Origin of the sequence: Brevibacillus sp. MCWH, from assembly GCF_013096935.1 — a bacterium.
GTDB classification, from domain to species: domain Bacteria; phylum Bacillota; class Bacilli; order Brevibacillales; family Brevibacillaceae; genus Brevibacillus; species Brevibacillus aydinogluensis.
Map to the genome: position 1 here is coordinate 1 of NZ_SDLF01000135.1, position 465 is coordinate 465.

Annotated in this window: 1 protein-coding gene; it reads right to left on the reverse strand. The window is 35.5% G+C overall.

Annotated elements, in window-relative coordinates; all coding sequences use genetic code 11:
* A partial coding sequence (locus ETC00_RS19740; RefSeq protein WP_171567741.1) for a hypothetical protein occupies positions 1 to 465 on the reverse strand: 465 nt, incomplete at both ends.

Sequence of the window (465 nt, forward strand, 5' to 3'; positions counted from 1 at the left end):
GTCCTAAAGTAGCTGTGTTGTAAGTGAAAACACCGTCATGTCCTCCCATTAAAGCTACTCCATTTGGTGAGTCTAAAGATACAGTATTTTCATCAACTTTAATTTCAAGACCCGGCATAGTTTGACCTAGAGCTGTTTTACCAAATAAGAAGTCAACAACTTCTTCTTCAGGAACGTTATCAATTTCAAGAGTTTTGTAAAGTTCATAAATAGCTTGAATGTTTTCTTCAGAAACAGCTACGTTAATTTTTTTACTACCTTCAATTTTATCGTTCACACGATCTTGCAAATAAATTGAAGTTGAACCCACTACAGCTTCTGGGAATAAAGTTCCCACGAAAACTTCTTTTCGACTTAAGCTGTTTTCCAATTCAAGAACTTCTACACGATAGTTTTTAAATCCGTTTTCTTTATCGGATTGTGTAGATTGAGTAATGCGGACACGATATGCGTCACCATATACAC